At 64.0% G+C, this 25804-nt stretch carries 24 protein-coding genes; 8 read left to right on the forward strand and 16 right to left on the reverse strand.

What is annotated here, in order from left to right; translation table 11 throughout:
- Positions 1 to 138: 138 nt before the first annotated feature.
- Entirely contained in the window at positions 139 to 774 is a 636-nt protein-coding gene (locus tag J2Y63_RS12545; protein WP_435266331.1) for a LysE family translocator, read from the forward strand.
- Here J2Y63_RS12545 and J2Y63_RS12550 read toward each other — a convergent pair whose 3' ends face one another.
- The 4 genes from J2Y63_RS12550 to odc2 form a co-directional block, all read right to left on the reverse strand.
- Positions 775 to 1791, reverse strand: a complete 1017-nt coding sequence (locus J2Y63_RS12550) for a serine hydrolase domain-containing protein (RefSeq protein ID WP_435266332.1) — start codon at positions 1789 to 1791, stop codon at positions 775 to 777.
- 101 nt (positions 1792 to 1892) lie between these two features.
- Complete coding sequence (locus J2Y63_RS12555) at positions 1893 to 2570, reverse strand: OmpW/AlkL family protein (RefSeq protein WP_435266333.1); 678 nt, start codon at positions 2568 to 2570, stop codon at positions 1893 to 1895.
- A gap of 158 nt (positions 2571 to 2728) precedes the next feature.
- On the reverse strand, positions 2729 to 3319 hold the full coding sequence (locus J2Y63_RS12560; protein WP_435266334.1) for a GNAT family N-acetyltransferase: 591 nt from the start codon (positions 3317 to 3319) through the stop codon (positions 2729 to 2731).
- 93 nt (positions 3320 to 3412) lie between these two features.
- Positions 3413 to 4546: an ornithine/lysine decarboxylase gene (gene odc2 / locus J2Y63_RS12565; protein WP_435266335.1), complete on the reverse strand. Its 1134-nt coding sequence runs from the start codon at positions 4544 to 4546 to the stop codon at positions 3413 to 3415.
- A 557-nt stretch (positions 4547 to 5103) separates the two neighbouring features.
- On the opposite strand from odc2, the gene J2Y63_RS12570 reads away from it, so the two are divergent.
- The 3 genes from J2Y63_RS12570 (at position 5104) to J2Y63_RS12580 (ending at position 7724) form a co-directional block, all read left to right on the forward strand.
- Complete coding sequence (locus tag J2Y63_RS12570) at positions 5104 to 6009, forward strand: LysR family transcriptional regulator (RefSeq protein WP_256119814.1); 906 nt, start codon at positions 5104 to 5106, stop codon at positions 6007 to 6009.
- A 75-nt stretch (positions 6010 to 6084) separates the two neighbouring features.
- A complete protein-coding gene (locus J2Y63_RS12575) occupies positions 6085 to 6726 on the forward strand; it encodes a DUF1007 family protein (protein ID WP_256119815.1) in 642 nt (213 codons plus the stop codon).
- Positions 6720 to 7724, forward strand: coding sequence for a nickel/cobalt transporter (locus J2Y63_RS12580; RefSeq protein WP_435266336.1), 1005 nt, complete (start codon positions 6720 to 6722; stop codon positions 7722 to 7724). Before J2Y63_RS12575 ends, J2Y63_RS12580 begins: the two co-directional genes overlap by 7 nt.
- Here J2Y63_RS12580 and J2Y63_RS12585 read toward each other — a convergent pair.
- The 4 genes from J2Y63_RS12585 to J2Y63_RS12600 all read right to left on the reverse strand — a co-directional run bounded on the left by J2Y63_RS12585 (position 7721) and on the right by J2Y63_RS12600 (position 10179).
- The gene (locus J2Y63_RS12585; protein WP_256119817.1) at positions 7721 to 7933 is read right to left on the reverse strand and encodes a hypothetical protein; all 213 of its coding nucleotides are present in this window, start codon (positions 7931 to 7933) and stop codon (positions 7721 to 7723) included. The genes J2Y63_RS12580 and J2Y63_RS12585 overlap by 4 nt on opposite strands.
- On the reverse strand, positions 7930 to 8610 hold the full coding sequence (locus J2Y63_RS12590) for a GNAT family N-acetyltransferase (RefSeq protein WP_435266337.1): 681 nt from the start codon (positions 8608 to 8610) through the stop codon (positions 7930 to 7932). Before J2Y63_RS12590 ends, J2Y63_RS12585 begins: the two co-directional genes overlap by 4 nt.
- A gap of 100 nt (positions 8611 to 8710) precedes the next feature.
- Positions 8711 to 9403, reverse strand: coding sequence for a tellurite resistance TerB family protein (locus J2Y63_RS12595; RefSeq protein WP_256119819.1), 693 nt, complete (start codon positions 9401 to 9403; stop codon positions 8711 to 8713).
- 137 nt (positions 9404 to 9540) lie between these two features.
- The gene (locus J2Y63_RS12600) at positions 9541 to 10179 is read right to left on the reverse strand and encodes a 2-dehydro-3-deoxy-phosphogluconate aldolase (RefSeq protein ID WP_256119820.1); all 639 of its coding nucleotides are present in this window, start codon (positions 10177 to 10179) and stop codon (positions 9541 to 9543) included.
- 154 nt (positions 10180 to 10333) lie between these two features.
- Here J2Y63_RS12600 and J2Y63_RS12605 point away from each other — a divergent pair, with 154 nt between their 5' ends.
- Positions 10334 to 10819, forward strand: coding sequence for a CYTH domain-containing protein (locus J2Y63_RS12605; RefSeq protein WP_256119821.1), 486 nt, complete (start codon positions 10334 to 10336; stop codon positions 10817 to 10819).
- Positions 10820 to 10873: 54 nt separating this feature from the next.
- Positions 10874 to 11812, forward strand: coding sequence for a rhodanese-related sulfurtransferase (locus J2Y63_RS12610; RefSeq protein WP_435266338.1), 939 nt, complete (start codon positions 10874 to 10876; stop codon positions 11810 to 11812).
- On the opposite strand, the gene J2Y63_RS12615 is transcribed toward J2Y63_RS12610, so the two are convergent.
- The gene (locus J2Y63_RS12615; RefSeq protein ID WP_435266339.1) at positions 11813 to 14008 is read right to left on the reverse strand and encodes a putative bifunctional diguanylate cyclase/phosphodiesterase; all 2196 of its coding nucleotides are present in this window, start codon (positions 14006 to 14008) and stop codon (positions 11813 to 11815) included.
- 85 nt (positions 14009 to 14093) lie between these two features.
- Positions 14094 to 15386 carry a GH1 family beta-glucosidase gene (locus J2Y63_RS12620; protein ID WP_435266567.1) on the reverse strand — a complete coding sequence of 431 codons (1293 nt, stop codon included), beginning with the start codon at positions 15384 to 15386 and terminating at the stop codon, positions 14094 to 14096.
- A 215-nt stretch (positions 15387 to 15601) separates the two neighbouring features.
- Between J2Y63_RS12620 and J2Y63_RS12625 the strand changes: the two genes are divergently transcribed.
- Entirely contained in the window at positions 15602 to 16507 is a 906-nt protein-coding gene (locus J2Y63_RS12625; RefSeq protein ID WP_435266340.1) for an HD domain-containing phosphohydrolase, read from the forward strand.
- 45 nt (positions 16508 to 16552) lie between these two features.
- Here the strand turns inward: J2Y63_RS12625 and J2Y63_RS12630 are convergent, their stop codons facing one another.
- The 5 genes from J2Y63_RS12630 to J2Y63_RS12650 all read right to left on the reverse strand — a co-directional run bounded on the left by J2Y63_RS12630 (position 16553) and on the right by J2Y63_RS12650 (position 22742).
- A complete protein-coding gene (locus tag J2Y63_RS12630; protein ID WP_435266341.1) occupies positions 16553 to 17737 on the reverse strand; it encodes a Gfo/Idh/MocA family protein in 1185 nt (394 codons plus the stop codon).
- Positions 17738 to 17749: 12 nt separating this feature from the next.
- Positions 17750 to 18802, reverse strand: a complete 1053-nt coding sequence (locus tag J2Y63_RS12635) for a sugar phosphate isomerase/epimerase family protein (protein WP_435266342.1) — start codon at positions 18800 to 18802, stop codon at positions 17750 to 17752.
- A gap of 337 nt (positions 18803 to 19139) precedes the next feature.
- The gene (locus J2Y63_RS12640) at positions 19140 to 20093 is read right to left on the reverse strand and encodes a substrate-binding domain-containing protein (protein ID WP_435266343.1); all 954 of its coding nucleotides are present in this window, start codon (positions 20091 to 20093) and stop codon (positions 19140 to 19142) included.
- A 64-nt stretch (positions 20094 to 20157) separates the two neighbouring features.
- Entirely contained in the window at positions 20158 to 21168 is a 1011-nt protein-coding gene (locus J2Y63_RS12645; protein WP_256119829.1) for an ABC transporter permease, read from the reverse strand.
- A 47-nt stretch (positions 21169 to 21215) separates the two neighbouring features.
- Positions 21216 to 22742, reverse strand: coding sequence for a sugar ABC transporter ATP-binding protein (locus tag J2Y63_RS12650; protein WP_435266344.1), 1527 nt, complete (start codon positions 22740 to 22742; stop codon positions 21216 to 21218).
- A gap of 167 nt (positions 22743 to 22909) precedes the next feature.
- Between J2Y63_RS12650 and J2Y63_RS12655 the strand changes: the two genes are divergently transcribed.
- Positions 22910 to 23941: a LacI family DNA-binding transcriptional regulator gene (locus J2Y63_RS12655; RefSeq protein ID WP_256119831.1), complete on the forward strand. Its 1032-nt coding sequence runs from the start codon at positions 22910 to 22912 to the stop codon at positions 23939 to 23941.
- A gap of 161 nt (positions 23942 to 24102) precedes the next feature.
- On the opposite strand, the gene J2Y63_RS12660 is transcribed toward J2Y63_RS12655, so the two are convergent.
- Positions 24103 to 25611 (reverse strand): methyl-accepting chemotaxis protein, encoded by a 1509-nt coding sequence (locus J2Y63_RS12660; protein ID WP_435266345.1) that lies wholly within the window; start codon positions 25609 to 25611, stop codon positions 24103 to 24105.
- Positions 25612 to 25804: the final 193 nt, after the last annotated feature.

Genomic DNA, 25804 nt, shown 5'->3' on the forward strand with positions numbered 1-25804 from the left:
TTCACCAAAGCTAACGCTCGCGGACGGCAGGGGCTCTCACCCTGCCCCGCACATAAGGCTTCGCGCGCCGCCTGTCAAATGGCGGGCTCTTGCATCGCCGGCTGAGGCGTGGGAGCAATCGCAACGGGAGGAACCACCATGACCCTCGTCACCCTGCTTGCCTTCGCCGCCGTCGCCTTCATCGGCATCGCGACGCCCGGCCCAACTGTCCTGCTCGCGCTCACCAACGGCTCGCGCTACGGCATCAGCCGTGCACTGCCCGGCATGGTCGGCGCCGTGCTGTCGGATTTCGTGCTGATCGGTGCCGTCGCACTCGGCCTCGGCGCGCTTCTTGCGGCGTCCGAATTCTGGTTCACCGTCGTCAAATGGCTGGGTGCGGCCTATCTTGCCTTCCTCGGCATCCAGATGCTGCGCTCCACCGGCACGCTCGGCCGCGCCCTCGACGACGCGCAGGCCGCCGGCCGCACGACAGCGCGGGCGATCTTCTCGAAAAGCCTGCTGGTCGCCGTCACCAATCCCAAGGGTTACCTGTTCTTCTCGGCCTTCCTGCCGCAGTTCATCGACCCGTCAGCCCCGCAGACGCAGCAATATGCCCTGCTCGCGCTGGTCTTCGCGGCCATCGATTTCGTCGTGATGTTCGGTTATGCAGCGCTCGGCTCGCAGGCCGTGCGCCTGCTCAAGACATCGGGTGCCGCCTGGCTCGACCGCATCTGCGGCGGTGCGCTGCTGGCGCTTGCCGGCTCGCTCGCCTTCTATCGGCGCGCCGCGAACTGATCAGCTCTCGGCCGTGCCGATGATCCTGGCCAGGAGATCATGCAGGTCGTCGCGGTAGCCGGAACGAGCGGAAGGGTCGCCCTCGTCGGATGTCATGGCGACCGTCAGGCCGAGGTCCGGCACGATATAAAGCATCTGGCCGCCGAAGCCCCAGGCATAATGCACCGTCTTGCCGCCGATGACCCGCTCGAACCAGCCGTAGCCATAGCCGTCGTTGGAAAAGCGCGAATTGGTGCGCGACTGCCAGGATTGGCGTATCCAGTCCTCCGGCACGAGCTGCGTGCCATCCGCCGTGCGCCCGCCATTGCGGTAAAGCTCGCCGAAGGCCAGCAGCGAGCGCGCGCTCATCGCCATCTGGTTGCCACCAAGATAGATGCCCTGCGGGTCGCGGTCCCAGGCGCCGATGCGGAACCCCTCGAGCGGGCCGAGCCAGTCGCGGGCAAGCGCCAGCGTCGACTTGCCGCCAACCTTCGTCAGGATCGCCGAGAGAAGATGCGTCGAGCCGGTGGAATAGAGCATCGCCCCGCCCGGCTCGTCGGCGAAGGGCATGGCGAGGGCCGCCCGCACCCAGTTGCGGCTGGCGACCCAGCGGCCGTAATTGCCGCCGGAGGTGCGCTCCAGCCCCGCCTGCATGGAGAGCAGGTTGCCGATGGTGATACGGTCGAGCCGCGGATCGCGCTCCGCCGGCAGATCCTTTGCGAGGATCGGCGCGATCGGCTGGTCGACGCCTTCGAGCAGACCCTTGGAGATGGCGATGCCGACGAGCGCCGAGATGATCGATTTTGACGCCGACTTGATGTTCGCGCTTTCGGCCGGCGTATGCCCGCCATAGCCGCGCTCGGCGACGATCTTGCCGTCGCGCGCAACGACGACCGCCTTGAGTTGTGACAGCGAGGCGGCCGCAGACAGCGTCTCGGCGATCGTCTGCGCCGGCTGAGCGATAACAGGCTCCTGCGCGCGGGCGCCGGCAAGCGGCAACGCCAGGGCAAGACCGATAATGAAAAGCTGCTTCCTCATAGGAAGGCAGATAGGCGACGGGCGGCGCGATTTCATGGCCGATGGCCGGGCTTCACGCAGTGTTGAAAACCCGTGTGCACCGGCCATGAACGGCGCGTTCCTCAGAAGCGGTAGGTTACGCCGGCGCCGACCAGCCAAGGATTGAGCTTCGCCTTGCCGGTCAGCGGCGTGCCATTGAGGTCGACCTTCCATTTCGGTTCGAGAAAGATCTTCTTCACGTCGAAGTTCATGCCCCAGTGGTCGTCCAGCATGTAATCGAAACCGACTTGCAAGGCGGCGCCGACCTTGTTCTCGATATCGAGCTTGGAAAAATCACCCGAGCCCGACTGGTTGTAGAAGAATGTATAGTTCACGCCCGCGCCGACATAGGGCTTGAAGGCACCGAAATCGGTAAAATGGTATTGCAGCGTCACCGTCGGCGGCAGCAGCCAGGCCTTGCCCACCTTGCCAAGCCCGGCGATCGAGCCGGCCGCATCGACATGCGCATAGGTCGTGCCGAGGATGAGTTCGGCAGCGATGTTGTCTGTGAAGAAATAGGAGATATCCAGTTCCGGAATGACCGTATCCGAATAGGAGAGGTCGGAACCCGCGATCCCGTTCACGGCGCCCGAGTCGTTCGTGATGACGCCGAGGCCGCGCACGCGGATCTGCCAAGGGCTTTGCGCCGCAAGGTCGATCGTCGCCTCCGGCGGCGCCATGCGCTCTTCGAGGTCCGCTGCAAAGGCCCCGTTGCCCACCAGCACGATGCCCGCGGCAAGCCCCATCCATTTCCCAATCATGTCGTCTCTCCTGATCGTCTTTGCGGAGCGACTATGGAGCCGGCGGAAGAGGCCCACCCTTGAGATGGATCAAACGGCGACGAGATCGGTGCAAAATTCGCACCGATCTTGACAATTTCACAATTAAAACAATGACAAGCGTCAAGTCCAGCCTGAACTCAGGCCGCCTTGCGCATCTCCGCGCCGGCCAGGCGGCGGCCGCTGGCGATGAGCATACCGGCAACGCCGTCAAGCCAGCCATCCTTCAGCTCCAGCGCCAGGAAACGCCGGCGCTCGAACGGGCCGGGCATGACGAGGTGCTGCGCCTTGTCGGCAAAGAAGCCGAAACGCTCGTAATATTCCGGATCGCCGACGAGCAGCACCGCGCCGTGGCCGCGGCCACGCGCCTCGGTGATGGCAGCCCGCATCAGCGCGCCGCCGATGCCCTTGCCCTCATGTTCGCAATCGACGGCGAGCGGGCCGAGCAGCAGCGCCGGCACGGCATTGCCTTCGGAATCGACGCCCGCCTCGACATTCCACAGGCGAACGGTGCCGATAACATGGCCATCCGGGTCGCGGGCAACGAGTGCCAGGCCTTCCGCAGCCACGCGGCCGCGGCGGATCTTTTCCGACGATTTGCGGAAACGCCCCTCGCCCATGACGCGGTCGAGCAAACGCTCGCGCGCGACGACGTCGCCGGCATTTTCCCGGTCGATGGTGAAGGCGGCATGCGCGAAGAACGCGCGGACAGAATCAAGAACAGTGGCCATCGTTGGGCCTCCCGCGCTCAAAACCGATTCAAACGGTATCCAAAATGAATTGTGAATTTGGCGCTCCCGCTCGAAACGGGAGCGCCGGTAGACTTAGATGACGTAGGCCTTGAGCGGCTCGAAGCCGTTGAAGGCGACGGCCGAGTAGGTCGTCGTATAGGCGCCGGTGCCCTCGATCAGAACCTCGTCGCCGATCGAAAGGGTGATCGGCAGCGGATACATGTTCTTCTCGTACATCACGTCGGCCGAATCGCAGGTCGGGCCGGCGAGCACGCAAGGCTCCATCTCGTCGGCATCGCGCGCGGTGCGGATCGGGTAGCGGATCGCCTCGTCCATGGTTTCGGCGAGACCGCCGAACTTGCCGATGTCGAGGAAGACCCAACGGTGGTTGTCGTTGTCGGACTTCTTCGAGACGAGAACGACTTCCGCCTTGATCACACCCGCATTGCCGACCATGCCGCGGCCCGGCTCGATGATGGTTTCCGGGATCTGGTTGCCGAAGTGCTTCTTCAGCGCACCGAAGATCGCCTTGCCATAGGCTTCGGCCGACGGAACGTCGCGAAGGTACTTCGTCGGGAAGCCGCCGCCCATGTTGACCATCTTGAGCTCGATGCCCTGCTTGGCAAGCTGCACGAAGACGCGCTTGGCATCGGCAAGGGCCGAATCCCAGGCATCGACCTTCGTCATCTGCGAACCGACATGGAACGACACGCCATAGGAGACGAGACCGTTCTGGTGGGCGTAGACGAGCACGTCGACGGCCATCTGCGGCACGCAGCCGAACTTGCGCGACAGCGGCCATTCGGCGCCTTCGCCATCCGTGAGCACGCGGCAAAACACGCGCGCACCGGGAGCGGCACGGCCGATCTTCTCGACTTCCTCATGGCTGTCGACGGCGAAGAGCGAAACGCCGAGCGCATGCGCCTTGGCAATGTCGCGTTCCTTCTTGATCGTGTTGCCGAAGGAGATGCGGCTCGGGGTGGCACCGGCGTCGAGCGCCATTTCGATTTCGGCGACGGACGCGCAATCGAAGTTTGAGCCCATGGAGGCAAGCAGGCGCAAAACTTCCGGCGCCGGGTTGGCCTTGACGGCATAATAGATCGAGCTGTCGGGCAGCGCGTGGCGGAAGGCCTTGAAATTGTCACGCACGACATCGAGGTCGACCACGAGGCACGGGCCGTCGGGACGTCGGGTGTTCAGGAAGTCGATAATACGTGCAGTTGCCATTTCGGTATTCCCCATATCCAGGTTGCTCCGGGAAGCCCGGAGGACAAAGGGCAGAATGCAAGCACGCTTTGGAACCAGCCGGTGGAGACCCCGGAACCAAACGTGCGCATCATGCGCGATCGGTGAATCGAAGCCCGCCTAGGCTTCAATTCGGCTTTGTCTGCCTTGGATTGGCGGGAAAACCCGACCGCACGTCCGGCAATGAAGGTGTGCCTCTTCAGTAACCCCGGCTGTTGGAAAGCCGGCAGACACCAGAAAGGCCCGCACCGTCGTTGCTTCAAGATGTCCTCGCTCTTCCGGTTGGCCGGAGAAACGACTGGAGGGGTTAATTCCAGGTACCTTACCGAGTTCCTCACCAAATCGAGGGTCGGCGGACACCCACAGGCACGTGCGACTTTGGGCAAGGGGGAGATAAGAAGAATCGCTGTCGTAATCAAGAGGTTTTTTGAAAGTCGCTATTGAAAATATTTTGACAGCCACGACATTCGCCGGACTGGTTTTCACAGAATGGTGATTACGCACCGGCCACCGTTTCGGCCGCAGCCGCGTGGGGACACATGGACACTCTGACCCGAATCCGGGCCTTCATCGACGTCGTCGACGCCGAAGGCTTTTCCGCAGCCTCGCGCAAGACCGGCAGGTCCAAGGCGCTGCTTTCGAAATATGTACGCGAACTGGAGGACGAACTGGGCACGCTCCTGCTCAACCGCACCACCCGCCAGTTCTCGATGACCGAGGCCGGCCACACCTATTACCGCACCGCCTCCGATATCCTGAAGGAGATCGACAACCTCGCCGATCTCGTGCGCGAGAAGAACACGGACCTGCGCGGCAAGCTGAAGGTTTCCGCACCGCGCACCTTCGTCGATGCCGATATCGGCCAGTCGATCATCGATTTCGGCAAAGAGCACCCGGAGCTCTCGCTGGAAATCGTCTCCGACGATCGCTTCGTCGATCTCGTCGAGGAGGGGTTCGACGTGGCGATCCGCATCACGCGGCTCGAAGACTCCGCCCTCATCGCGCGAAAACTCGGCGATTTCTTCCTGAAGATCTGCGTGAGCGAGGAATTCCTCGCCCAGGCCGGCCCGATCAACCATCCAAGCGACCTCGCCCGCCTGCCCTGCATCATCGACACCAATGGCAAGTCGCACAGCAACTGGCGCTTCATCGACGAGAAGGGTGCCGGCTTTTCCGTGCCGGTCGGCGGGAATATCGAGGTAAACAGCCCGACGGCGGCGGTGCGCGCGGCGGCAAGCGGGCTCGGCGTCGCGCAGGTGCCGGCCTTCATCGCCCGCCATTGCCTGGAAACCGGCAAGATCGTTTCGATTCTCGAAGATTACCTGCCGACCGACCGCGGCATCTACGCGATCTATCCGCACCGCCGCTACCTGCCGGCGAAGGTGCGCACCTTCGTCGATTTCCTGCACGCCTGGTTCCGTCGCAATCCCGGCATCGAGGCCTGATAAAGTCCCAATTCCGACCCATTTGCGTTACATTCAACCGGACGATTCTGAACGCCCGCGAGAGGACTGACACCCATGCGATTCCTCCCCCTCCTCCTTGCCGGCGCAGCGCTTGCCGCCCCGGCGGCGGCGCTCGCCCATCCGCACATCTTCGCGGAAGCCCGGCTGGAAGTGGTGGCGGGCGAGGACGGCACGGTCAGCGAGCTGCGCAATGTCTGGCGTTTCGACGAGATGTTTTCGGCGAGCGTCGTGATGGACTTCGACAAGAACAGCAATGCGGCGCTCGATCCGGACGAACTGGCCGACGTCGGCAAGACCGTTCTCGAATCGCTCGAAGAGTTCAGCTACTACACGACGATCACCGAGGACGGGAAAACCATCAAGGTCGGCAAGCCGGACGCGATCAACGTCGACTACAAGGACGGCCAGCTTCTGATGTTCTTCACGGTCAAGCCGGGCGAGACGATGCCGCTCAAGGGCAAGCTCACCTTCGGCGTCTACGACCCCACCATGTATGCCGCGATGGATTTCGCCTCGGATGACGATCTCGTGGCCGTCGGCGACAAGTTTTCCGCCTGCAAGCGCGCCGTCGTGCGGCCGGATGCGGACGAAGTGCTCGCCCAGAACCAGGACAGCCTGACCGAAGCCTTCTTCAACGACCCGGCCGGCACCGACATGTCGAAACTCTTCGCCACCCGTCTGGAGATGACATGCTGACCCGCGGACGCGCCCTCACGCTTCTCACCCTGACGCTCGCCATCGCCGCGGCGGCCAGCCTCGCCCACGCTGCGTCCCCGCTGGGCATCGGCTCGGCGGAGCCGGGCTTCAACACGACCGGCACCTTCGGCAGCCTGTTTGGCTGGATCAACGCGCAGCAGCAGGGTTTCTACCGGCTGATGACCGGCGCGCTGAAGGATATGCGCGAAAACCCGTGGGCCGCCTCGACGCTCGTGGCGCTCTCCTTCGGTTACGGCGTCTTCCATGCCGCCGGCCCCGGCCATGGCAAGGCGGTCATCTCCTCCTACATGCTGGCAAACGAGGTGGAGCTGAAGCGCGGCGTGCTGCTTTCCTTCCTCTCCTCGATCCTGCAAGGCGTGGTCGCTATCCTGCTCGTCGGTGCGGCCTTCCTGTTCCTGCGCGGCACGACCGTTTCGATGACCGACGCCACGCGCGCGCTCGAAACCGGCAGCTATGCGTTGATCACCCTCTTCGGCGCATGGCTGCTGTTCCGCAAGCTGCGCCCGGCCCAGCGCCGCGCCTCCGCGCTCGGCGCACAGGCCGTCGAGGTGCATGACCATCATCATCACGGCCACGATCACCACCATCATACCGGCGAAATCTGCTCGACCTGCGGCCATGCCCATGCGCCAGATCCGTCGCTCTTGAAGGGCGAGCGGTTCGCGCTGCGGGAAGCCTGGTCGGCCATCGTCGCCGTGGGGCTGCGCCCCTGCTCCGGCGCGCTCATCGTGCTGAGCTTCGCGCTGTTGAACGGCCTCTATCTCGGCGGCCTGCTCGCGGTCTTCGCCATGTCGATCGGCACGGCCATCACCGTCTCGACGCTTGCCACGCTTGCCGTCACCGCCAAGGGTGCGGCCGTGCGGTTCGCCGGCAACGGCTCCGCCGCCGTGCGCGTCGGCACCGCCATCGAGATCGGCGGCGCGGCCCTGGTAATGGTTCTGGGGCTATTGCTGCTTGGAGCCTCGCTCCAGGCCTAGTTTTCGTGGTTGCGCTGGTAGCGCGCACGCAGCCAGAACAGCAGGAAGAAGCCGAGCACGAGGAGCGTGCCGAAAATGCCCGCCAGCCAGGGCGAGACGCCGCCGAGCGCGATCATGATGCGCGGCAGGAAATAGAAGGCCACGCCCGTTCCCAGCAGGATGGCGAGCGCCGCGAGCACCGGCGACTTGGCCTTGCGCTCCCCGCTCATGCCGACAACCCGGCGCGGATATCTTCAAGCTTGCGCTTCTGCTGGCCGTCCGCATCGAAATTATCCGGCGAAAGCCAGGCGTCGAAGGCCTTGGCGACGATGGGCCATTCGCCATCGATGATCGAGAACCAGGCGGTGTCGCGGTTTTCGCGCTTCGACAGCATGTGCTGTCGGAAGACGCCTTCGAAGGTGAAGCCGAGGCGGGCGGCGGTGCGCTTGCTCGGCTCGTTGCGGTTGTCGCACTTCCACTCGTAGCGGCGATAGCCGAGATCCTCGAAGACGTGCTTGGCGAGCAGGTACTGCGCCTCGGTGGACAGCGGCGAGCGGGACATGGCGCCGCCATGCGCGATGCCGCCGATCTCGACGACGCCGTTCGCCGGGTCCGGCCGCATGTAGTGCGCCATGCCGACGACCGTGTCGTTCACCTTGTCGATGATGACCTCGCGCACCCAGCCGGACTTGAGCACGGCCTCGGACCAGGCGTCGAAACCTTCGATGCCGGTAAAATCGTCCTGCGCGAAATATTTCAGCAGCGGATTGATCGCCATGCCGCCGAAGGCATCCCACAGGGCCTGAAGGTGTTTTGCGCGATCATAGGGCTCGAGGCGCACGGTGCGGCCTTCGAGAGCCACGGGGGCCGGCGGCGGGCAGCCTTTCCAATCCTTGAGGTCGCGCATGAAAAATCCTCCTTCGGTCTTTGCCGAAGGGATAGAGCAGCGCGCGGGCGCACGCAATGTCGAAAGCAGGGAGCGGCGTTCGGCCGCTCCCCTCATGAACTTAGACGGTGGCGGCGGAAACCGTTGCTTCGATATGGTCGACCAGCGCATCCGGCAGGTTTAGGCGGCCGGCGAGCAGGTCGAGATAGCCGCGCTCGGCGCGCGACTTCGGCTCGATGGCGAGGCGCGAGGCGGTATAAAGCTCGACGCGCTGCTCTTCGGTCGTGGCGGCGGAAATGATCGCGTCGAGATCGACCGGGTTGGCAAGCTCCTCTTCAAGGAACTGCGCGGCATCGGCGCCGAGGCCCGAGACCTTCAGCTTGTCCATGATGCGGGCGCGCTCGGCCTCGTCGATATGGCCGTCGGCACGCGAGGCGGCGATCATGGCGCGTACGAGAATGAGAGCGAAATCGGTGCTGACGGCCTCGGGGTGGAAGCCGGAATCGCTCGGCGGGGGCAGCAGTTCAGGGGTCGTGCCCTGCGTCGTCTCGACGGGGTTCTGGCCGGCCTTGTAGTTCTTGTACGCCTGGTAGCCGAGGCCGGCGATGGCGGCGAGGCTGCCGAGCTTCAGCGCGGAGCCCGCCACCTGGCGGCCGGTGCCCGTGCCGAGAAGAACGCCGGCAATGGCGATCGAGGCGAGCGGATTGTCCTTGGCGAGCTGGGTGACCTGGCCGGCGCGATCGCGCACGGATCCGCCGGCGCCGGGCACCTGGGAACCGAGGAACTGGTCAAGCAACTTCTTGGCGTCAAACATAGGGCGTCTCCGTTTCGCTTGTTCTCTTGTCTTCGCAAGGGCCGACTGCAAGGCAAGATAGGAATGCGCGCGGAGGATTACAAACGCATAACGGGCGACCAAAGGCCACCCGCTTGCAAATCCGTTGAACTTGGGCCTCAGCCCTTGAGCGCTGCGGCTTCCGCGGCAAGCTTGGTAATGCCGGCCCAGTCGCCCTTGGCGACGAGGTCCTTCGGCGCGACCCAGGAGCCGCCGACGCAGATGACGTTCGGCAGCGAGAGATAGTCGCGGGCATTCGACAGCGAGATGCCACCTGTGGGGCAGAACAGCGTGCCGGCGAGCGGCGAGGCGAGCGACTTGAGATAGGCGGCACCACCCGCCTGTTCGGCCGGGAAGAACTTCAGCACCTGGTAGCCCTCTTCGCGAAGGCCCATGACTTCGCTTGCGGTCGCCGCACCCGGCAGCAGCGGGATGTCGGAATCGTGAGCCGCGTCGATCAGCTCCTGCGTCGTGCCGGGGCTGACGACGAACTGCGAGCCGGCTTCCACGGCCGCCTCGAACTGCGCGGCGTTGAGGATGGTGCCGGCACCGGCGACGGCACCCTCGACCTCGTTGGCAACCGCGCGGATCGCCTCCAGGGCGGCCGGCGTGCGCAGCGTGATCTCGATGGCCTTCAGCCCGCCGGCGACGAGCGCCCGCGCCAGCGGAACGGCCGTCTTGACGTCGTCGATGACCAGCACCGGCACCACCGGCTGCAGCTTCAGGACGGAAAGGAGCTTGGCGTTTTTCTCGCTCATGGCATGACCTTTTAAAACGATTGAATTTTGATCCGAATAGCGCGTCTGCGACGTCATGTCGAGCTTAAAGCAAGATTCATGGACTTGTCATGACACACTTATCGTGTAGTCTGCCCGTCGCCTTAAGCCTGTCTCAAACAGCGAAAGCGTGCCTATGGCAAAAGAGATCGAGCGGAAGTTCCTGGTGTCCGGTCAGCGTTGGCGCACCTTTGCAGATGAAGGCATCGCCATACGGCAGGCCTATATCGTTGCCCAGGAGGACCGGTCGCTTCGCGTCCGCATCTTTGGCGACGGGAAAGCCCGCATGACCCTCAAGATCGGCCACGCCGTGCTCGTCCGTGACGAGTACGAATATGACATCGACCGCGACGAGGCAGAGGACATGCTGCGCCATGCGATCGGCAACGTTATCGAGAAGGTGCGCTACAAGGTGCCGCACGCCGGTTATGTCTGGGAAGTCGACGTCTATGGCGGCGCCCATCATGGCCTGGTGATCGCCGAGGTCGAGCTCGCCTCGATCCACGACGACCCGGACCTGCCGAACTGGGTGGGCCGCGAGGTCACCGGTGAAAGCCAGTATTCCAACCAGTCGATGGCGCTCGGCGCCAGCAACGGCGCGAGCCTGCGCCAGCTCGCCTGAGCTGCAACAGAGCGCCGCATTGCCTGGAATGCGCCGAAGCTGTATGTGGCGGCGATGACAAACGAGATCTCCTCACCCGCTCCGGACAGCGGCTTCCTGGTTGCCGCGCTCTATCATTTCGTCTCGGTTCCGCGCTTTGCGGATCTGCGCGACCCCTTGCAGGCGCTCTGCGAGGAAAACGGCGTGCGCGGCACGCTGCTTCTCGCCCATGAAGGCATCAACGGCACGATCGCCGGCCCCCATGCCGGCATCCGCACGGTGCTGGCCTTCCTGCGCGGCCAGCCGGAATTTTCCCGTCTGGAGCACAAGGAGAGCTTTGCCGCCGACATGCCGTTCCTGCGCATGAAGGTGCGGCTCAAGAAGGAGATCGTCACCATGGGCGTCGAGGACATCGACCCCACGCGTTCCGTCGGCACCTATGTGGCGCCCGCGGACTGGAACGCGCTGATCGCCGATCCGGACACCATCGTCATCGACACGCGCAACGACTACGAGACGGCGATCGGCATGTTCAAGGGCGCGGTCGACCCGAACACCAAGACATTCCGCGAATTTCCCGACTGGGTACGCAACAATACCGGCCTGCACAACAAGCCGAAGATCGCCATGTACTGCACCGGCGGCATCCGCTGCGAGAAGGCGACGGCCTTCATGAAGGAGCAGGGCTTCGACGAGGTCTTTCACCTCAAGGGCGGCATCTTGAAATATCTCGAAGAGGTGCCGGCGGAGGAAAGCCTGTGGGAAGGCGCCTGCTTCGTCTTCGACGAGCGCGTCTCCGTGCTGCATGGGCTTGAGGAAGGCGAGCACAAGCTCTGCCGCGCCTGCCGCCATCCGCTGACCGCCGAGGACACCACCTCGGCGCTCTACGAGCCCGGCGTTTCCTGCCCGCATTGCCACGCCAGCCGCAGCGAGGAAGACCGCCTGCGCTTCCGCCAGCGGCAGAAGCAGATGGACCTCGCCAGGAAGCGCGGTGAACGCCACCTCGGCAAATAATCAGCCCGCGACGGCCTGCACGTCGGTCGGCGGCGTCAGCAATTCGCCGATCGCCTTCTCGCTCATCGGCCGCGCGAAAAAATAACCCTGAAGCTGGTCGCAGCCGCACAGATGCAGGAACGCGGCCTGTTCTGCGGTCTCAACGCCTTCCGCCGTCATCGGCATGTCGAAGGAAGCGGCGAGCGCCACCGTCGCCTGTAGCATCGCCCCACCCTTTGCCGATTGTTCGCCGGCGATGGTCAGCGAGCGGTCGATCTTCAGGCGATCGAAGCCGAAGCGGATGAGGTAGCCGATGCTGGAAAAGCCGGCGCCGAAATCATCGAGCGCAATGCGCACGCCGCCCGCTTTCAGCCGGTCCATGACAAGCTTGGCACGGCCGGGATTCTGGATGAAGTAGCCCTCGGTGATTTCCAGCGTGACGCGCGACGGCTCGATGCCGGTGGCCTCGATGATGCCAAGCGCCTGGTCCGGGAAATAGGGATTGCGAAACTGCGCCGGCGAGACGTTGATCGAAACGCCGATCTCCGGCCAGTTGCGCGCCGCCTCGCAAGCGCGGCGCAGCACCAGCGGCCCGAGCACATCGATGACGCCGGTCGCTTCCGCCAGCGGAATGAAGACATCCGGCGACACCGACACCGTGCCGCCGCGATACCAGCGGGCGAGCGCCTCGACGCCGCAGATCTCGCGCCCGCGCGCCTTGACGATCGGCTGGAACACCACGTCGATCTCGCCGCGCACGACAGCGGCGCGCAAGGCATCCTCCATCTCGCGCCGCTCGTCGCGATCGTCGTCCATCAGCGTTTCGTAGTGCATGGCGCGGCCGCGCCCGGCATGTTTTGCCCGGTACATGGCGACGTCGGCGCGGCGCAGCAGTTCCTCGCCCAAGACCACGCCCTTGCGCGAGACGGCAAGGCCGATGCTGGCGCCAACGACGGCCACGCGCTCGCCGATCGCGAAGGGTTCTGAGAAGAAATCGAGGATGGAGCGGGTGAGGCGCTCGGCCTCTCCGCCGTCGGCACTGTCGAGGAAAACGATGGCGAACTCGTCGCCGCCGATGCGGGCGAGCATGGCCTTCGCCGGCACGAGGCGGGACAGCCCGGCAGAAACCCCGCGGATCAGCCGGTCGCCGACCGCATGGCCGTAAAAATCGTTGACGTCCTTGAAGCCGTCGAGGTCGAGATAGAGCATCACCACGTCGCGCGCCTCGACGATCGCGCGCGCGTTCAGTTCGTCGAGGCCGAGATAGAGGCCGGTGCGGTTCCTGAGCCCGCTCAGCCGGTCGGTCAGGGCCTGGGTGCGCGCCGTGTTCTCATCGGCCTTGAGGCGGATCGCGAAAGCGGCGCCCGTCAGCACGAGCAGCGCGAAGAAGAAGATCACGCCGGCAAGCGCCAGCAGGACGAGCGGGCGCACCTGCGCATAGCTCTGGTCACCCGGCGAACTCGGCGTCCAGGAGAGGAAGCCCAGCGTCTTGCCGTCGGGATCGGTCAGGACCACGCCATTGTGCCCTTCCGGAGACCCCTCCTCCAGCATCAGGCCGGAAATGAGAAAGTTTTCGGCGATGCGCGCAATGCGCGCCGGCGTGAGATGCCGGATGATGAAGAGCGTGCGCAGCGCATCCGCCGGCGCCTTCACCGCATCGGAGACCGGGCGGATGGCCGAGACCGCCGCGACCGCCGGCCCGTCCGGCGTCTGCAGGAAGGCGCCCAGTTCTTCGCCCGGCTCCAGCCCGGCATGCAGGATCTTGCGGTGCATCTCCACGAAGGCTGCCCCGCCATAGGCGCGTGCATCCGCCTCGAAGGGCGCGCCGTCGCGGTAGGCGAGCATGGTGCCGCCCTTCTCGTCGATGATAAAAACCGTATCGAAAAGCGGCCCGCCTTCTGTCGCGAGCCCCATATTGGTGGTGAGCCAGGGCATGTCGGCCTTGCCGTAAACAGCCGTTACCGCATCGTCCCAAACCGAATAGTCGCGCACGGTGGTGACCATGGAACTGCGCATGGAGGAGAGCGCACCATACACCGTCTGGCGCGTGCGCTCCTGGTCGAGCTCATTCGCCCGGGTCGCGAGGAAACCGAGCGCCATCATGACGAGGATGGTGGCAAGGCTGACGACGACGGCGAACGACGCAAGCACGCCCAGGACGACCGCAAGTCGTCGGGCGCCGATCATGCCAGAAAGGTGGCGCGCAAGTCGCAGCATCGTCTTCTCCGACCAAGCTGCGATGATGCGGCAGAACCGTTATGAATCCTTTACGGTACAGGCGACAATGCGAGGGATAACAGCCTCAGGTCGTGCGGTGGTTGCCCTTCGGAAACTGGCCGGCAAGTGCTTCCGCCCACTCGAAATTGTCCATCAGGCTCCAGGCGAAATAACCGCGCATGGGATAGCCCTCGCCGATCAGGTCCGCGGTGATGCCGAGATGGTCGGCGATGTAGTCAAGGCGCGGCTGGTCGTCGATCACGCCGTCCTCGATGCCCATATTGTGGCAGGCGCCGTTTTCCGTGATGTAGCAGTCGGGCAGCGTGTAGTCCGCATTGAGCTTGCGGATGAGATCGCCGAGCGCGGGTGCAAAAACCTCCCAGCCGATATCGGTCTTGACGTCCACGACCGGCGGGGCCGGCACCGTGGCCGGGAACTCCGCGCCTTCGACCGGATCGTTGGAAACCCGCATCGGCGTATAATAGTTGAGACCCCACCAGTCGAGCTTCTGGCTGATCGTTTCCATGTCGCCCGGCTCCATTGCCGGCATGCGGTGGCCGAGCGCGGAGAGGAAGGATGCCGGATATTCGCCCTTGAAGACCGGACCGAAGAAGACGCCGTTGTGGAAATCGAAGGCGCGGGCGGCGGCCGCCTGATCCGCAGCATCGTCGCTGCCGGCATGGATGGAATGGGCGTTCAGCACGAGACCGACGGGAAGCGACGGCCGCTCGGAGCGTATGGCCGCGACGCCGAGGCCATGCGCCAGATTGGTGAAATGAAGAGCGTGCAGCGCCGCGTCCATGTTGCGCTCGCCGGGTGCATGGATGCCGTAGAGATGGCTGAGCCAGACGGAGCACCAGGGCTCGTTGAAGGTGGCCACCGCATCCAGCCGGTCGCCGAGCCGCGCGATAACGGTTTTTGCGTAGCGCTGGAAGGCATAGGCCGTCTGCCGCGCCGTCCAGCCGCCGTCGCCGGCCAGCATCAGCGGCAGGTCCCAGTGGTAGAGCGTCGCAAAAGCCTTGATGCCCCGCGCCTTCAGGCCGTCAACCAGGCGGTCGTAGAAATCCAGCCCCCTCTCGTTCACCGGCCCGGTGCCCTCCGGAATTATGCGCGGCCAGGCGATGGAGAACCGATAGGCCTCGACGCCGAGCGACTGAATGAGATCGAGATCTTCCTCCAGCCGGTTATAGTGGTCGCAGGCCAGGTCGCCATTGTGCCGTCCAAAAACCCGGCCCGGCATGTTGGAAAAAGCATCCCAGATCGACGGCTTGCGGCCATCGGTCTTCGTCGCCCCCTCGATCTGGAAGGCGGCCGTCGCAACGCCGAACACGAAATCGCCAGGAAAACGGCCCGCAAGGGTTTTGGGATCCATAATCATCATCTCTGAAATATCACTGGAAGGCTGTCCGCGAGCATACTGCAACGTTGCAGTATTGCCGTTATCGGTAAAAATCAATGGTCTTCATGCCATTCGCAACCGAATTTGCAACCGTCAATCCACCTCACCCGGGCGCGTACAAATCAGCCATTCCTTAAACGAAGGTTAGGACCTTGCCCTTTAAGGTACCTCAAGCTTGGGACGGAGACACTTACGTGGTACGGCGAATTCCAAAGCATCTTGTCCGCAAGGGCATGTTCGTGGAATCGGTGGAATGCCCAAACGCCGAGTTTTCGGACCGGCGGTTCCTCGTGCAGTCCGATGAGACCGTGCGCGCCATCCTTGCCACCTCCGCCGCCTATGCTTTGGTCAATCCGCAGAAGAGCACCGTCGACATCGACACGGCCACCGCCCTCTCGCCCGCACAAAAGCAGGCCGAGGAACGCAAGCTCACCACCGAGACGGTGGCGCAGTCCGCCCGGTCGCTCCGCGAGAGTTTCGCCGCCGCGCAAGCCGGCCAGCTCGAAATCGAGGCGCTCGGGCCGGTCGCCGACGATATTTCCGACCGCATCGACGCAGCGCCGGACATCTTTTTGAAGGTCACGCGGCTGAAGACCAAGGACGAAGGCACCTATGTGCATTCGCTGGCCGTCAGCGCGCTGATGATGCGGCTTGCCCGCCTGATGCATTATGAGGACGGCGCGGTGCGGGAGCTGGGCGTCGCCGGCCTGCTGCACGATGTCGGCAAGCTGATGGTGCCGAACGCCATCCTCAACAAGAAGGGCGGGCTCGATACGGACGAAAGACGCCTGGTGCGCGGCCATCCGGAAATCGGCTACCGCCTATTGAAGAAACAGGGCAACGTCTCCGACACCGTGCTCGATATCTGCCGCTACCATCACGAGATGCTCGACGGCAGCGGCTACCCGCTCGGCCTCAAAGCCGAGCAACTCAGCCCGGAAATCCGCCTCGCCACCGTCTGCGACGTCTTCGAGGCCCTGACCAGCACGCGCCCCTACAAGCGGCCGTGGACGACGCGCGACGCGCTGAACTGGATGTACGACCGCGGCCACCTGTTCGACAAGAAACTGGTGCTCCGCCTCGGCAGCATTTTTCCCTGACGGGAACACCGGCCGCCGCGATGGCGCGGCAGCCGGCGACTTTGCCTAGACCTTCACCCAGGCGCCGTTCTTCTTCGAGGACTGCACGCAGGCATCGACGAAGACCATGCCCTTGAGGCCATCGTCCACCGTCGGATAGACGACGGCGGGATCGAGCTTTGTGCCGTTGCGCTTGGCGTGGATGGCGCGCGCGGCTTCCGAATAAATGTTGGCGAAGCCTTCGAGATAGCCTTCCGGATGGCCGGAGGGCACGCGGCTCATGCGCGCGGCCGCAGCACCGGCGCCCGCACCGTTGCGGGTGATCAGGCGCTTCGGCTCGCCGAAGGGCGTGTACCAAAGGTAGTTCGGATCGGCCTGCACCCATTCGATGCCGCCTTTGGTGCCGTAGACGCGCACCTTCAGGCCGTTCTCGTGGCCGGGCGCGACCTGGCTGCACCAGAGCATGCCCTTGGCGGCCACACCGTCCTTTTCCTTGAAGCGCATCATGACATGGGCGTTGTCATCGAGCCGGCGGCCTGGCACGAAACTGTCGAGATCGGCGGAAAGCTCGGCAAGATCAAGGCCCGAGACGAAGCAGCCGAGATTGTAGGCATGGGTGCCGATATCGCCGGTGGAACCGCCGGCACCCGATTTCGTCGGGTCCGTGCGCCACGCGGCCTGCTTCTGGCCGCCCGATTCGATGTCTTCCGTCAGCCAGTCCTGCGGATATTCCATCTGCACGAGGCGGATCGTGCCGAGCTCGCCGTTGGCAATCATCTCGCGGGCCTGGCGGACCATCGGATAGCCGGTGTAATTGTGCGTCAGCACGAAGAGCGCGCCGCTCTCCTCCGCCAGCTTCTTCAGCTTGCGGGCGTCCGACAGCGTCGAGGTCAGCGGCTTGTCGCAGATGACGTGGATCCCGCGCTTCAGGAATTCCTTAGCCGCCTCGTAATGCACATGGTTCGGCGTGACGATCGCCACCGCCTCGATGCCGTTCTTCAGCTTCGCCTCGCGGATCGCCATTTCCTTGAAGCTGCCATAGCTGCGCGACGGATCGAGCCCAAGTTCGCGCGCCGACTGCAAGGCCTTTTCCGCTGAGGACGACAATGCGCCGGCGACAAGTTCATAATGATCGTCGAGCCGCGCGGCATAGCGGTGCACCGCGCCGATGAAGGCGCCGGAGCCGCCGCCGACCATGCCCAGCCGAATGCGGCTCTCCCGCGCTTCGCTTGCGCTTCCTTCGATTGCCATGGGTATTCCTCCTTAAAGTCCGAGCATACGGCGGTTGGCGGCCTCATCGGTGCCGGAATCGGCGAAATCGTCAAACGCCTTTTCCGTGACGCGGATGATATGCGCCTTGACGAATTCCGCACCCTCGCGCGCGCCGTCCTCCGGATGCTTCAGCGCGCATTCCCATTCGACCACGGCCCAGCCGGCAAAATCATTGGCCGCCATCTTGGAGAAGACCGCGCCGAAATCGACCTGTCCGTCGCCGAGCGAACGGAAGCGGCCGGCACGATTGACCCAGCCCTGGAAGCCGCCATAGACGCCCTGCCGGCCCGTCGGGTTGAACTCGGCATCCTTCACATGGAACATGCGGATGCGGTCCTTGTAGATGTCGATATTGTCGAGATAGTCGAGGCACTGCAGCACATAGTGCGACGGGTCGTAGAGCATGCAGGCGCGGGCATGGTTGCCGGTGCGCTCAAGGAACATCTCGTAGGTGATGCCGTCGTGCAGGTCCTCGCCCGGATGGATCTCGTAGCAGACGTCGACGCCGTTATCCTCGGCATGGTCGAGGATCGGCTTCCAGCGTTTCGCAAGCTCGTCGAAGGCGGTCTCGACGAGGCCGGCCGGCCGCTGCGGCCACGGATAGACGAAGGGCCAGGCGAGCGCGCCGGAAAAGCTTGCCATGGCATCGAGGCCGAGGTGCTTGGAGGCGGTCAACGCCATCTTCACCTGCTCCACCGCCCAGGCCTGGCGCGCCTTCGGATTGCCGCGCACTTCGGGTGCCGCAAAACCGTCGAAGGCTTCGTCATAGGCGGGATGGACCGCGACGAGCTGACCCTGGAGATGGGTGGAAAGCTCGGTCACCTCGACGCCGTTTTCGCGCGCCTTGCCGGCAAATTCGTCGCAATAGGCCTTGGATTCCGCGGCCTTCTTCAGGTCGATAAGGCGCGCATCCCAGGTCGGGACCTGCACGCCCTCGTAGCCGATATCGGCGGCCCATTTGGTGATCGAGTCCCAGGAATTGAACGGTGCGGCATCGCCGGCAAACTGCGCGAGAAACAGGGCCGGGCCCTTGATCGTCTTCATCGGTGACTTCCTCCCATGGACCTGACCGCACCGGGCGGCCAGTCGAAGATATTTTTGCGGTACGTACCGCAACGTGCGGAAAGCTATCGGCCTTTGACGGGTCGGGCAATGCTGAAATCACCGTCGCGCGGCAAAAAGCGCTTGTGACATTGGGGCTGGTAACACTCCACCTCTCCCCCGTCATCCTCGGGCTCGACCCGAGGATCCATCGGCCTTTGCTGGAGAGTGGATCCTCGGGTCAAGCCCGAGGGTGACGTCGAGAATGGAGCGTGGGCTTGCAACCAGCAAAATAAACCGCCCGGGTCATCATGTCCCGGGCGGCTCGATTGCTGTCAGATCAGAACGGGGAATCCGGGAAGTAGAAGTCCTTCGCGTTCTCCTTGGTCACCAGCGTCGCGTCGATCGTGTAGACGCCGCGCACCGGAACCTGACCGTAGAAGTTGGCGACGGTCATCTCGAGCGCCGTGCCCACCATTGCCGGCGGATAGAGCACGTCGACCGGGATCATCTTGTCGCCATCCATGACCTTCTTGATCATGTCCTTCGAACCGGCACCGGCGATGACATACTGGATGTCCGTGCGGCCGGCCTGCTCGATGGCCTGGAGCACGCCGACGGCCATGTCGTCGTCCTGGCACCATACGACGTCGATCTTCTGGTACTTGGTCAGGTAGTCCTGCATGACCTTGAAGGCGTCGTCGCGGTTCCAGTTGCCGTACTGGCGGTCGAGAATCTTGACGCCCGAACCTTCGATGCCCTTGTCGAAACCGTCTTGGCGCTCCTGGTCGATCGGGATCGCCATGCCGCGGATGACGACGACTTCGGCTTCCGGCGTCGTGGTCTTTATATATTCGCCGGCCGTCTGGCCGAGTGCGAAGTTGTTGCCGGCGACGTAGAGGTCACGCACGGAATTGTCGTTGGTGCTCGGCGCACGGTCGACGAGGGCGACGAACGTGCCCTTGCTCTTCACTTCCTTGATGGCGTTGACCAGCGGATCCGGATCGGTCGGCAGGATGACGAGCGCGTCGATGCCCTGCGTTTCGAGGTCCTGCACGGCATTCGCCTGGCTTGCCGGATCCGGCGAGGTCTTGACGATGACGTTGAGGCCCGGATTGCGCTCCATGAGGAGCTTGGCGACGCGTTCGGCATGGAAGACGACGCCGGACGTCCAGCCGTGGTCGGCGGCCGGGATCGAAACGCCGATCGTTACCTTCTTCTCTTCCTGTGCGTGGACGACGCCGGCCACCAGCGCCATCGCGGCAACCGTCAGGCCCAATAGTTTCTTGCGCATGAGTTTCCTCCCAAATGCAGGTCTTTACTTCGCGGCCGGGCGACCTGTGGACCCGGCTAGAGGTTTACGACTTCCGCACCAGCGAGCGCTGGACGAGCATCGCAATGATGATGATCGCGCCCTGGATGGCCCCGATCAGATATTCGCTGATGAAGTTGGAGAGCAGCATGATGTTGCCGACCAGTTCGAGAATGAAGGCGCCGCAGATCGTGCCCCAGACGCGCCCGGCCCCGCCCTTCAGCGCCGTGCCGCCGACGACGACCGCGGTGATCGCCTGCAATTCCCACAGGATGCCGGTGGTGGCCGAGGTGGAACCCAGGCGCGGCACGTAGAGCAGCACGGCGATCGCCACGCAGAGCCCCTGGATGACGAAGGCGATGGTGCGCACGCGGTTGACCGGAATGCCGGAATAGCGCGCGACGTCGCTGTTCGAACCGACCGCCACCACATGGCGGCCGTAGCGCGTGCGGTAGAGAATGAAGGCCGCGACGGCCGTGACGGCGAGGATGACGACGATCGGCACCGGCACGCCCAGGATGTAGCCGAAATAGGCCGGGCGATAGAGCGCCTGCAATTCCGGCTCGCGCAGCGTGATCGCGCCGCCCTGCGACAGCCAGGTGGTCAGTCCGCGATAGATGCCCATCGTGCCGAGCGTGGCGATGAAGGGCTCGATCCGGCCGACGGTGGTGATGAGGCCGTTCGCCAGACCACAGGCGCCGCCGATGACCATGGTCAGCACGACCGCGGCCGCCAGCATGAGGCCCGGATCGGCGATCGCGCCGGAATTCATGAAGATGATCATGATCGAGGCGACGAAGGCCACCATGGAGCCGACCGAAAGATCGAGGTCGCCCGACGAGATGACGAAGGTGGCGCCCACCGCGATGATCGCGATAAAGGCGCTGCGCGTCGCGACATTCGCCAGGTTATTGATGCCGATGAAGTTGGGATTGACCAGCGCGCCGACGATCAAAAGCAGCGCCAGCGCCGCAAAGGGCGCGACGGCCCTCAGATCGATATCCCGCCAGCTACGGCCCCTGCTCTTCGTTTCGACCGCGTCTTCGCCTGCCGTCATGTTCGTCCCCGACGTAATTTGTTGTTTGATGCTGCCCGGCCGATGGCTCAGGCGGCGGCCTTCTTCTTCAACCCTGCCGAATAGCGCATGATCTCCTGTTCGGAGATTTCCTCGCCTTCGAGAATGCCGACGATCCGCCCTTCCCGCATCACGGCGACGCGCGTGCAGAGCCCGATGATCTCCGGCATCTCGGAGGAGACGACGATGATCGACTTGCCATCGCGGGCGAGTGCGGAAATGAAGTGGTAGATCTGCTGCTTGGTGCCGACATCGATGCCGCGTGTCGGCTCGTCGATGATGATGATGTCCGGCTCGGTCTCCATGACCTTGGCGAGCAGCAGCTTCTGCTGGTTGCCGCCCGACATGCGCCCGGCAACGACCCGGCCGTCGCGCACGCGGATATCGAAGCGCCGGCGCGCGCGCTCCAGTGCCTCCGCCTCGCTCTTCGGGTTGAGATAGCCATAGCGGCCATGCCGATCGAGCGATTGCAGCGTCAGGTTCGCGGTCATGCGGGAGTTGAGCAGCAGGCCCTTGTGCTTGCGGTCCTTGGTCATATAGGCGATGCCGACGCGGTTGGCGGCATGCACGTCCCCGCCAGGCACGCTCTCGCCGCGCACCAGAACCTCGCCGGAAAGGCGCGAGCGGAGCCCCGCCACCGCCTCCATCAGCTCCGTGCGGCCGGAGCCGATCAACCCGGAAAAGCCGAGGATCTCGCCTTTGCGCACCTCGAAGCTCGCATCCTTGACGTAATGCGTCGTGAGCCCCTCGACGGAGAGCGTCACCTCCTCGTCGATGCTCGGCTCCTGCTTGGACGGGTAGAGGCTGGAAAGCTCGCGGCCGACCATGAGCTGTGCAATCGACTCGCCGTCGAGAATGCTGGTCGGAGCCGTCTTGATCCATTGCCCGTCGCGCAGCACCGTCACGCGGTCGGTGAGTTCCATCACCTCGTCGAGCTTGTGCGAGACGAAGACGAAGGAGGTGCCTTTTTCCCGCAGCTTGCGCACCTGGCGGAACAGGTAATTGGTCTCCTCGCGGGAGAGAACGGCGGTCGGCTCGTCCATGAAGATGATGCGCGCATCGCGGCTGATCGCCTTGGCGATCTCCACCATCTGCTTGTCGGCGATCGACAGCGAACTGATCAGCGCATTCTCATCGACATGCGAGCCGAGCTGGTCGAGCACGCGACGCGTCTCGCCGCGCATGAACTTTCGGTCGAGCATGCCGTAGCGCGTCACCTCGCGGCCGAGGAACAGGCTCTCGGTCACGGTCAGGTGTTCGGCGAGGTTGAATTCCTGATGGATGATGACGATGCCGAGCGATTCCGCCTGCCCGTTCGGCGGCAGTTTCACCGGCTGGCCATCGAGAAGGATTTCACCGGAGGTCGGCTGCTCGAAGCCGGACAGAATCTTGACGAGCGTCGATTTACCGGCGCCGTTCTCGCCCATCAGGGCATGGATTTCGCCGGCGCGAAGCTCGAAATTGACGCTGAAAAGCACCTGCACGCCGCTGAAAGACTTGCTGATGCGGCGCGCGGAAAGAACGACGGGAGCCCCGTCGGCAGCGTCCGGATTCATGATTTCCTCCCTGCGGCTCCTCGACCGCTTGAGCCATGATGTAAACCTTTACATGATCTATGTAAAGGTTTACATCACTGGATATCCGCAATTTTCACCAAGCGCCGTTTGACCCTCAGACAAGTCTGTGTAGTGTCGCCGCAACGCGAGCCGAGTGAGAAAATAGAGTGTCATCTTCCAGCCCCGCCACGATCGAAGATGTCGCGCGGATCGCGCAAGTCTCGATCGCGACCGTTTCCCGGGCGATCCACACGCCGGAAAAGGTGGCGAACTCGACGCGGCTGAAGGTCAACCAGGCCATCGCCATCACCGGCTATACGACGAACGCCATGGCGCGCAGCCTGCGCCTCGGCCGCTCGAACATGATTCTCGTCGTGGCGCCCGATATCGGCGACCCGAATTTCTCCAACATTCTTGTGGGCCTGGAAAACGAGGCACGCTCGCACGGCTACGGCATCCTCATCGGCCATACCCACAACGACCCGCAGCGCGGGCTCGAATATCTGAAATTCCTGAATTCAAACCAGGCGGCCGGGCTGATCCTGTTCACCGGCATCCTGCCCTTCGGCCACCAGTCCATGACGGCCCGCCTGCCGCCGAGCGTCGGCGTCTTCGAGCCCGTCTACAATGGCGGTATCCCCTATGTCGGCGTCGACGATATCGAAGGCGCGCGCAAGGCGGTCGATCTGCTGGTCGCCGAGGGACACCGCAAGATCGCCTTCATCGGCGATTCGCGCACGCGCCTCGCCTATAGCCGCCGCCGCCAGGGCTACGATGCCGGGCTCGATGCCGCCGGCGTGCCGCCCGGCGAGCGCACCATCCTGGAGGGCGACGGGACGATCGAAAGTGGGCGCCTTGCGCTCGAACAGCTCTTCATGCGCGATACGCTGCCCACCGCCTTCATGTGCGTCAACGACCAGACGGCGATCGGCGTGATGATCGGGCTTGGTGCTCGCGGCTATGACATTCCCGGCGATTTTTCGGTCACCGGCTTCGACGATGTGCCGCAGGCGACCTTCATGACGCCCTCCCTCACCACCATCCGCCAACCCCGCACCGCCATCGGCAAAAGCGCCATGGCGCTGCTGCTGGAACTGCTTTCCGGCAGCGAGCCGCCGGAAACCGAGATCCTGCTGCGGCCGGACCTGATCGTGCGGAACTCGGTGACAGCGCCATCGCGGCGGTTTCAGAAGCGGTAGGCCTATCCCCCTCTGTCCTGCCGGACATCTCCCCCTCAAGGGGGGAGATTGGATGTGGCGGCGTCTCGCTCTCACAGATGCTGCAATTTGAGCCGGGTTCCGGCCTCTCGCCGATCTCCCCCCTTGAGGGGGAGATGCCCGGCAGGGCAGAGGGGGGGGCCTTAGCCGTAGCGGCGCTGGCCCGCCCTGCCCACCCGCTCCCCACGCCCCGCCGACACCGTGAACCGGTCGACCAACCCCTTCAGCGTCGTGCTGATCTGCATCAGATTGTGCGTAGCCGCATTGGTCTCTTCCACCATCGCGGCGTTCTGCTGGGTCATCTGGTCCATGCTGCCGACCGCCTTGTTGATTTCGGAAATGCCGGCCGATTGTTCGCGCGCCGAACTGGCGATCGCATCGATATGCCCGTTGATATGCACCACCTGCTCGCCGATATGGTGCAGCGCCTCGCCCGTCTTGTTGACTAGGGACACGCCGAGCAGCACGTCCTCGAAAGACTTGTCGATCAGCGCCTTGATCTCACGCGCCGCGTCCGCGGATTTCTGCGCGAGTTCGCGCACCTCCTGCGCCACCACCGCAAACCCCTTGCCCGCCTCGCCCGCCCGCGCCGCCTCGACACCGGCATTCAGCGCCAGAAGGTTGGTCTGGAAGGAAATCTGGTCGATGACGCCGATGATCTGGGTGATCTTGCGCGAGGAATCCTCGATCGCGCTCATCGCCGAAACCGCCTGCTCAACCACCGCGCCGGAACGTTTCGCCTCTTCCGTCGCGCTGCCGACGACACGACGCGCTTCCTCCGCCCGATGCGCCGCCTCGCGCGAAATGGTGGTGATCTGCTCCACGGCGGCCGCGGTTTCCTCCAGCGAGGCCGCCTGCTGCTCGGTGCGTTTCGCCATGTCGTCCGTGGCGTTGACGAGCTCGCCGGAATTGCCGGCCGCATCCTCCGCCGCCGTCACGATGGCGCCGAGCGTGTCGTCGAGCTTGTCGATCGCGGCATTGAAATTGGAGCGCAGGCCCTCGAATTGCGGGGCAAGCGGCCTGGTGATGGCCGCGGTCAGGTCGCCTCCGGCAAGACGGTTGAGCGAGGTGTCGAGCGCGCCGAGCGCCTCCTCCTGCTCGGCATTCAGCACCTGCCGCTCGGCCTCCACCTTCTCGCGCTCCTCCTGAAGGGCCTCCAGATAGACCGAGATCGCATAGTCCATGTCGACCAGCGCCGCCTTGACGATGGCCGAAATCTCCTCGCCGAGTGCCGCCGCCTTCTTGCGGTAGAGGAAACCATCGAGATGCTTGGCGACGACGCTCTCGACGATCGCTTCGAGGATCAGCGCATAACCGCCGATATACCAGCGCGGCTCCAGGCCAAGACGGGCATGCGTGCGGCCGATCGTGGTGACGGCATCAACATATTGTGCATCGAAGCGCGCCGAGCCGATCAGCTCCCAGTGCTTGGCCTGCCGGCCCTTGGCGCTCTGGATATGCGCCTCGCTGGAAAAGAAGCGGGCCGTTTCCGGCGTGGCGCGGGCCTTGCGGTAGAAGACGTCGAGTGCGCCATCGAGCGAGGCGGAAATCGTCGGCAGCGCCCGCTTCAGGGCATCGCGCTGGCCACCATCGAGCGCGACGAACTGCAGGCGTTCATTCAGTTGCTGGGTCTTGGCATCCTGCGCTGACATCGGACAAATCCTCAAGCTGTTGGAATGGCGGCCGGCGCCAAGTCCCGAATCGGGTTTCTCGCATCCAGCCTGTCGCGATTTTTTGCAGGAGACAGTAAACAAACACTATAGCCATCCATGAATTACTTGAACCAGAATTGATAAAGCGCAATTGAATCGCGAATTTATATAGACCGCTCACTTATTGTTATCA

The organism is Shinella sp. BE166 (genome assembly GCF_051201095.1).
Lineage (GTDB): Bacteria > Pseudomonadota > Alphaproteobacteria > Rhizobiales > Rhizobiaceae > Shinella > Shinella lacus.